8 protein-coding genes are annotated in these 5,632 nt (G+C 26.0%); 7 read left to right on the top strand and 1 reads right to left on the bottom strand.

What is annotated here, in order from left to right:
- The first annotated feature begins 358 nt into the window (after positions 1-358).
- The 7 genes from CAMP5063_RS08045 to CAMP5063_RS08015 all read left to right on the top strand — a co-directional run bounded on the left by CAMP5063_RS08045 (position 359) and on the right by CAMP5063_RS08015 (position 4,654).
- Positions 359-577 carry a hypothetical protein gene (locus tag CAMP5063_RS08045; protein WP_263737807.1) on the top strand — a complete coding sequence of 73 codons (219 nt, stop codon included), beginning with the start codon at positions 359-361 and terminating at the stop codon, positions 575-577.
- A 315-nt stretch (positions 578-892) separates the two neighbouring features.
- Entirely contained in the window at positions 893-1,339 is a 447-nt protein-coding gene (locus CAMP5063_RS08040; RefSeq protein ID WP_337195142.1) for a hypothetical protein, read from the top strand.
- A gap of 15 nt (positions 1,340-1,354) precedes the next feature.
- A complete protein-coding gene (locus CAMP5063_RS08035) occupies positions 1,355-3,109 on the top strand; it encodes a BRO-N domain-containing protein (RefSeq protein ID WP_337195141.1) in 1,755 nt (584 codons plus the stop codon).
- 75 nt (positions 3,110-3,184) lie between these two features.
- Complete coding sequence (locus tag CAMP5063_RS08030) at positions 3,185-3,418, top strand: type II toxin-antitoxin system HicA family toxin (RefSeq protein WP_039667043.1); 234 nt, start codon at positions 3,185-3,187, stop codon at positions 3,416-3,418.
- Positions 3,415-3,756, top strand: coding sequence for a type II toxin-antitoxin system HicB family antitoxin (locus tag CAMP5063_RS08025; RefSeq protein WP_263658178.1), 342 nt, complete (start codon positions 3,415-3,417; stop codon positions 3,754-3,756). The genes CAMP5063_RS08030 and CAMP5063_RS08025 overlap by 4 nt, the downstream gene beginning before the upstream one ends.
- A gap of 413 nt (positions 3,757-4,169) precedes the next feature.
- Positions 4,170-4,448: a BrnT family toxin gene (locus tag CAMP5063_RS08020; RefSeq protein WP_147574770.1), complete on the top strand. Its 279-nt coding sequence runs from the start codon at positions 4,170-4,172 to the stop codon at positions 4,446-4,448.
- On the top strand, positions 4,445-4,654 hold the full coding sequence (locus CAMP5063_RS08015) for an antitoxin (protein ID WP_139452091.1): 210 nt from the start codon (positions 4,445-4,447) through the stop codon (positions 4,652-4,654). Before CAMP5063_RS08020 ends, CAMP5063_RS08015 begins: the two co-directional genes overlap by 4 nt.
- 67 nt (positions 4,655-4,721) lie before the next feature.
- Here CAMP5063_RS08015 and CAMP5063_RS08010 read toward each other — a convergent pair whose 3' ends face one another.
- A complete protein-coding gene (locus CAMP5063_RS08010) occupies positions 4,722-5,402 on the bottom strand; it encodes an endonuclease (RefSeq protein WP_337195140.1) in 681 nt (226 codons plus the stop codon).
- Positions 5,403-5,632 lie beyond the last annotated feature (230 nt).

The following is a 5,632-nucleotide window of genomic DNA, read 5'->3' as shown; positions in this document are numbered from 1 at the left end:
TAATAAAATAACAGATATTATAGAAAATCCTTATTAAATCATTTAAAAATTTGGTAAAACAATTTTAGAATAAAAAGTTATCTTCTTTTAAAAAGTTAAAATGAAAGCAAACTAAGAGTACCTTTCATTGAAAAGAAATTTGATATAATAAATTTGTATTAAGTATGGCTACTCTTTCGGTTTTTAGAAAGGGGGTTATTAATGGGCAAGATAATTGATTTTATAATTCTTATTTTAGAATTAATAAAAGAGATAATTAAGCTCGTTAATTATCTCATCTAAATCCTTAGAGCATATTATATATATCCGCGCTTAGTCTAAGCTTAATACATTTAGAACACAATAACCGAAAGAGGGCGTGGATTTCGGGTTAAAGAAATTTAAAATTTCTTTAAAAAATATCAAATTATACTCTTTAATTTTAAGTGAAAAAGACAAAATAAATACCATAGAGTGGGTAGAAAACAACTTAGATGAGATCGATGTAAATGCTTTATTTGTTGATTTAAGGAAAGATGTTGAAAAAATAATTATAAATGAGCTTAATTCGTTTAATTATTTAATTTTTAAGGATTAAAACTAAAATTAGTCGTAAAGTGTTTTACAGTATAATCATTCTAAGGCTGATTAACCAAAGGGTTCCCAGCCTTTGATTAATCAAATCTTGCCTTAGAAAGAAGGTGAGAACCTTGAATAATCATATTCTAGTAATTATTATACTATTATGTATAATAATAGTCAAGGCTTATTAGCTTTGATTTCCCCTTTTTTTAAGATACAGAAACCCTTTGGCGACAATAATATCAAATAATACTCAAAAAATATATTTTTATATAAACTATTCATTTTTATGTAAAAATCCTAAAACATCAGTTTTAAAAAAAAGAAAACCATGAAAGATTTATGCACCCTGTGGGGGTCGGTATTTTTTGATTTAACACCTGCCCTAAAAAACACTTCAAAAACAGCAAAATCAAACTCAACAACAGCCCTATTTCAACTATTTAAAGACTTCAACAATGCAAATAATGAAAACAAGCGCATAGATATATTGCTAGATATTGCTTTTTTTATTATTGCTAATAAAAATATCACAATCAATAAAATATCCATTGACCCAGATGAGGAATATTTGTTTGAATATATCAATCAAGACTTTTTAGATATTACTAATAACATACATAATGATTTTAATCAAAACTATGCGCTTATAAAAACTATAAAAATAATTTATAATTTAGGTTATGAGGCTAATGAGTGTCTAAAATTAAGACTAAATAACAATAAAGACTATTCTTCTGCTTTAATTTTTACAGATGATCTTTTAGTCTCATGCTAAATAAAGGAATGAAAAATGATTTTTAAGTTTTTAAATTTTGATGATAAAACAGTAAGAATAGTTTATGATGAAAAAGAAGTTTGGCTTAGTTTTAAAGATATACTTTGTGGCATATTAAAGATTAATTCTAATAGCTATTATACTTATCTTTTGGAGCAAAAATTTGGTGAAAAGTGCTACAAACAATACAATGTTAGCTCATCTAAATTAAAAAATAGAATTCCCGTAAAATTCTTTAGCTTAGATCAGTGTATGTATCTTTTAAAGATGATAAATGATAGACAGAAAAAACCTATCAATACTACCCATGTTCAGCAATGGATTAATGAAGTTTTGCCTTTACACTTAAAAGATATGCAAACACAAGAAGTAAAAACAGTCAAGGAATTGCCAAAGGTAGATACAAAAAAAGCATTTAAAATAGATATAGTTAAAGAAAAGCAACACACAATAAGCGCAAAAGAATGTATTAGCAAAAAGCAAGATGATGAGTTTATAGACACTACTTTAGTAAAAAATAATGAGCATAAATTTGATGATTTTATAAATGGTAATTCTATTATAAATCCTAATACTAAATATCCTGAATGTAATGGTTTTTCTTACAAAGAATACAACTTAGATATTGTAGTTATTTATAATAAAATATTCTTTTCTTTTGCTTGCGTTAAGAAAATCTTGTCATTAGATAATGATAATTATGAATTAATATATTATCTACAAAGCTTTCAACAAGATGAATTAGAAAAAGCTCAATTTAAAACATTTAAAGAATTTTACCTATATGATTGTGAAGAAGTATATGTAGAATATTACTCTCTTAGAAAGCTTATTAGAAAATTTAAAACCAAAGAAGGTTTAGAATTTTTATCATATATAGATAAAAATATAATACCTAACCTACTCCATAACTACATACATAAAAATAATGAAGAAATTAAGCCCTCATTTAATAATCAAAACAATTTGGAGTTTAACAAAGAAAGGAATCATGAGGGCGAAAATAGCCTATCTTTAAACTTCAATGATAAGCAAGTTAGAATTATAACAAATGAAGATAACGAAACAATGTTTTGCTTAAGTGATATTTGTAAGATTTTAGAAATACAAAATACGACAGATGTTAAAAATGCTATATTAAGGGAATTTGAGCTACCTAGATTAAATCTACATAGCTTTGATACTGGTTTTGGAGTAAAAGAATTTACCATGATAGATGAGGCACAACTTTATTATGTGATGAATAATTCAAGAAGTCCTAAAGCTAAGCCTTTTAGAATGTGGGTAAATAAAGAAGTTTTACCAAGTATTAGAAAATATGGTTATTATAAAAGCAAAGATAGTGATTACAATCATGATAATAATCTAATAGCTTCTAATATCATTTCACATAAAGAGTCTTTATTGTTAGCTTTAAAATACTTAGATAAAAGCGAATATCTAAGAATGGAAGTAGAAAGATTAAAACTTGAAAATGAAAGATTAAGAAATGTATTTCAAAGAGGAGGCAATTTTCTTTTTACGCAAGTTGCTAAAGTTTGTGATATAAAAGAAGATGAGCTAAGAGATTTATTATTAGGATATAACATCATTTCTTATTTTGATAAAAAGATGATAGCAACAGCTCATGCCATAGAAAATAATTATGCAAAAATGAAACTTACAGATACAAGAGTTAATATGTATGTGCAAGTTGTTTTTACGCCTAAAACTATAAGAAATATTGAAATGTACAAATTGCATGGAGCAAGAGAGGATTTGTTTTTATAACAAGAATTAATCTTGCTAAACCAGTAAATTAATTTTTAAGTTTTAGTGTGTATAATACACACTATAAGGTTTTTAATGAGCAATAAAGATAAGTTAATAAAAGAATTAAAAAACAATCCTAAAAATATTCGCTTTGAAATTCTTAAAAAGCTATTAGAGGATTTCGGTTATGAATGTTTTAATAAAGGAGGATCACACTATCAATTTAGAAAACAAGGGTGTGATTTAATTACTATACCATTTAAACGACCTATAAAGGCAATATATGTAAAAATGGTATTAAAAGCAATCGAAGAGAGTAAAGAATGAAAAATTTAGAATACTACTTGAATTTACCTTATGAAATCATCATTAAAAAATTAAGTGATGAAGATGGGGGAGGATATTTTGCTCGATACAAAGATTTTCCATATATCATGGGAGATGGTGATACACAAATACAAGCTTTAGAAGATGCAAAAGAAGCCTTCAAATCTGCTATTTCTTTAATGCTCGAAAAGGGAGATTATATTAAAGAACCACTTAATGAAGAATCAAAAGTTAGAATTAATATCACATTACCAAAAAGTCTAGTAGAAGCAATAGATCAAGTAAGCAACAATAGAAGTAAATTTTTAGCTGATGTAGCTTTTAGAGCTTTAAGATAAAATAATATTGTTCAAACTTAGCAAATAATATTATATAAAAACAGATATCTTTATAACAAGTCCTCAACCCTGCTAATAATATGAAGGCTTATGTTTTAAGGATAAACTAAGCAGGGTTTTTCTAAAATGTTTTTTAAGAAATTAGAAATTAGCTCTCATCTTAGTTTTTAACAACTAAGATGAGGGTGATTGAAACAATCACGAAAGCTATAATCTCATTCATAGTATCTCCTTTTTAAATAAAATTACCAAATTATATTTAAAAGGAAAATTTCTTACATAAAAGCTTCTTTAAACTTTTTCATTTTTATACAGTTTAAGATTTTTATTATTTTTTTGTGAGTTTTTAAGTTATGTTTTGATTATATTTAATATAATTACCTTATAATTATATTATAATTATAAGGTAAAATATGAATTATGAATGGGATGAAGTAAAAGAGCGATTAAATATCGCTAAGCATAATGTTGATTTTAATGAGGCAAAATCAGTATTTGCAGATGAGTATGGCTTGGTTGTGTTTGATGAAGATCATTCAGATGATGAAGAAAGATTTTACCTTTTAGGAGTTAGTAATAAAGAAAGAATTTTGCTTGTGGTTCATTGCTATAGAGAAGGCGACACAATACGCATTATTTCAGCACGAAAAGCAACTGCAAAAGAAAAAAAACAATACAAGGATCAAAAATGAAAAAAGAAATAGATTTTAAAAATGCAATTAGAAATCCATATGTAGATAAAGAATTAAAAAGACAAGTAACTATCAATTTAAGTGGCAATGTTATTGATTATTTTAAAGAAATGGCTAAGAAAAAAGGTGTACCTTATCAAATTTTAATCAATATTTTTTTAAATGATTGTGTGAATAAAAAATTAGATATTGCAGTAGTTGAATGATTTTGTTTTTATAAAGCAAAGTAAAATTATAATTATTTTTACTTTGCTTTGTGATTAAACAAATTTATTACTTACTAGACTTTTCTCTTATAATCCTTTCTTTTTCACTCATAGGATATTGTTTATCCCAAGATTCCATAAGTTTTCTTTCTTGATCTGATAATCTAATATTATATGTTTTACTCATGTATAAATAACTTCTTGCAATCCAGCCTTTAGAATAATTAGCAGGATAAAATCTTTTTGCTTTAAAGTCTGTATATACTTTGCAATTTCCATATTGAGTATATTCTAAATTCAAAGGAGCCTCAGCATATCTAAAATTACTTCTATCGCCATTAACTTCACCTATAGCAGGAACTAGGTTTTGTTTATCAGCTTCCATTTTTGCAAAAAGTGGATCATTTTGACAAGCTTTTCTGCCACCTTCTCTCCAGCAAGGTAAATGTTTTCCAAAGTTTTGGGCGCTCATAATATGCTCCCATTCTATGCGTTTTGATCTTTGATTAATTTTACCTTTTTTAGTATATTCATTGCGTGGAGTGTATAAATCACTTTTAACTACTTCAAACTTAGTGTATTTTCCTTTTTTATTTGCTTTAAATGGAACATTACAATAAAAATCATATTGATAAGCACTACCTAAGCTCTCATATAGCTTAACTAATTCTTTTTTGCTTTCATTAAAATTATCACTAGCTAATAAAGATAAAGATGAGAGCAATAGAATAGATAAGAGTTTTTTCATTGTTTTTCCTTGTTAGAATAAAAAAGCCAAAGGGTTTCTAATCTTTCCCTCTAATTAAAGAGGGAATCAAAGCTAATAAGCCTTGACTATTATTATACAAATAAGTATAATAATAAAGATTAGATTTTGAAAAGTCAAATTAACTCACCTCATTTCTAAGGCAAGATTTGATTAATCAAAGGCTGGGAACCCTTTGGTTAATCAGCCTTAGAATGATTATACAAAACATT

Source organism: Campylobacter sp. RM5063 (assembly GCF_024723655.1).
GTDB lineage: Bacteria > Campylobacterota > Campylobacteria > Campylobacterales > Campylobacteraceae > Campylobacter_D > Campylobacter_D lari_D.
Note: the sequence above shows the minus strand (reverse complement) of the source record. Positions and strands in the feature narration are given on the sequence as shown.

What these genes read in the sequence shown, in the direction of transcription:
- CAMP5063_RS08035 (WP_337195141.1), top strand. Translation starts at nt 1,355, where the DNA reads ATGATTTTTAAGTTTTTAAATTTTGATGATAAAACAGTAAGAATAGTT.
- CAMP5063_RS08020 (WP_147574770.1), top strand. Translation starts at nt 4,170, where the DNA reads ATGAATTATGAATGGGATGAAGTAAAAGAGCGATTAAATATCGCTAAG.
- CAMP5063_RS08010 (WP_337195140.1), bottom strand. Translation starts at nt 5,402, where the DNA reads ATGAAAAAACTCTTATCTATTCTATTGCTCTCATCTTTATCTTTATTA.
- CAMP5063_RS08025 (WP_263658178.1), top strand. Translation starts at nt 3,415, where the DNA reads ATGAAAAATTTAGAATACTACTTGAATTTACCTTATGAAATCATCATT.
- CAMP5063_RS08040 (WP_337195142.1), top strand. Translation starts at nt 893, where the DNA reads ATGAAAGATTTATGCACCCTGTGGGGGTCGGTATTTTTTGATTTAACA.
- CAMP5063_RS08030 (WP_039667043.1), top strand. Translation starts at nt 3,185, where the DNA reads ATGAGCAATAAAGATAAGTTAATAAAAGAATTAAAAAACAATCCTAAA.
- CAMP5063_RS08015 (WP_139452091.1), top strand. Translation starts at nt 4,445, where the DNA reads ATGAAAAAAGAAATAGATTTTAAAAATGCAATTAGAAATCCATATGTA.